The following is a 1,525-nucleotide window of genomic DNA, read 5'->3' as shown; positions in this document are numbered from 1 at the left end:
ACTTAATATTATGAATAGATTTGCAATGGATACACTCAAATTGCTTCCATACCGTAGCGCCACTTAAATCGTCAACCCAATCTTCTTTTACTATTGTATTCCAGCCTAACGGCATACTATCTATAGATAAAACAGTACATTTTTCCTCTGTACACGACAAATTTCACAGAACCCTTATCCTATCAGGGTTCTGCCTTCTTAAAATTGCCAAAATTTCCTTAAACTCTTCTTTTTTCCCAAAACCAATTAAACGCTGAATCGCCATTTGAACATAGTCTAAACCATAGCGAAATAAACTCATTGAGAGTCGTCCATGCTTCTTTATTTTTATCACTTTTTTTTGATCATGTTGCCATTCACCCGTTAAGTAACACCAACAGAAGCTTATAGCTAACACCGCAATCAATTTTTTCACTCGTCTAGGGTCTGTCAAGCGCGTATTTTCAAGATTAAACCCGCGTCCTTTGAGACAACTGAATAAGGTTTCAATTTCCCAGCGTAATGCATAATCCTGAATAGCATTGGCATTAAACTGAGGAGAAACGACGAGTAAAAGCTCTCCATTTTCTAACTGTAGTGCACTTATATATAGTTTCACCCGACCAACCAAAATCCGTCGTTTACGACATTCAATTTGACCAACTTTAAGATGGCGAAATAAATCACTAATTTTATGATTCTTTCCTAAATGATTGGTGACAATGAAGTTTTTTTAACACGAATGCAGAAGTTGATGTCTTGTTCAATTAACCATGTAAACCACTGCTCACCGATAAACTCTCTGTCTGCGAACACATTCACAATACGGTCTTTACCAAAAATGGCTATAAAGCGTTGAATCAAAGCAATGCGCTCTTTCGTATCTGAATTTCCACGTTTATTAAGCAATGTCCAAAGGATAGGTATCGCTATTCCACGATAAACGATTGCGAGCATCAGGATATTAATATTTCGTTTTCCCCATTTCCAATTGGTTCTATCTAAAGTCAGTTGCACTTGGTCGAATGAAAACATATTGAAAATCAACTGAGAAATTTGACGATAATCAAAATACTGACCTGCAAAGAAGCGCTGCATACGTCGATAAAATGATTGTGGTAAGCACTTGATGGGCAAGGCTTTAGATGCAGAAGAAAGATTACATGTTTGCTTTAAAATAATCACAAGCATGATGAGCGCAAAGCACTTTAAATGTGACTTGTTCCATTTTAGATATTTGTTTAAGATAAGATATAACTCATTGAGATGTGTCATAGTATTCGTCGTTAGAAAACAATTATTATGACATTATTTCAATGAGTTATCTATTTTTGTCGTGTACAGAGAATATTTTTACAAAAAAAAGGATTATTTTTTTGATTTCCTGAGCAAAAGAATCAAGTATTAAATAGGCACTTAAATTTTAGAATAGTACTAAAACCTGAAAACTGTCTGAAATGGCTGGTGAAAATTCGGCTACTTGAGTTTAGTTCAAGCTAAAAAATTTATACAATACAGCAATTCATTCTTTCATCAGGTTTTAGTA

1 protein-coding gene is annotated in these 1,525 nt (G+C 34.6%); it reads right to left on the bottom strand.

The features are described 5' to 3' along the window. Nucleotides 1–163: 163 nt before the first annotated feature. Nucleotides 164–1,254 (bottom strand): IS4-like element ISAba1 family transposase gene (locus ACVOMB_RS21005; RefSeq protein WP_088631513.1). Its coding sequence is split into 2 segments (ribosomal slippage): nucleotides 164–714 and nucleotides 714–1,254, totalling 1,092 coding nucleotides; the frame shifts between segments, so codons are not numbered across the junction. Nucleotides 1,255–1,525 lie beyond the last annotated feature (271 nt).

It is taken from the genome of Stenotrophomonas sp. STEN018, from assembly GCF_056760235.1.
The sequence above is the reverse complement of the archived record's forward strand: the minus strand, read 5'-3'. Positions and strand labels throughout refer to the sequence as shown.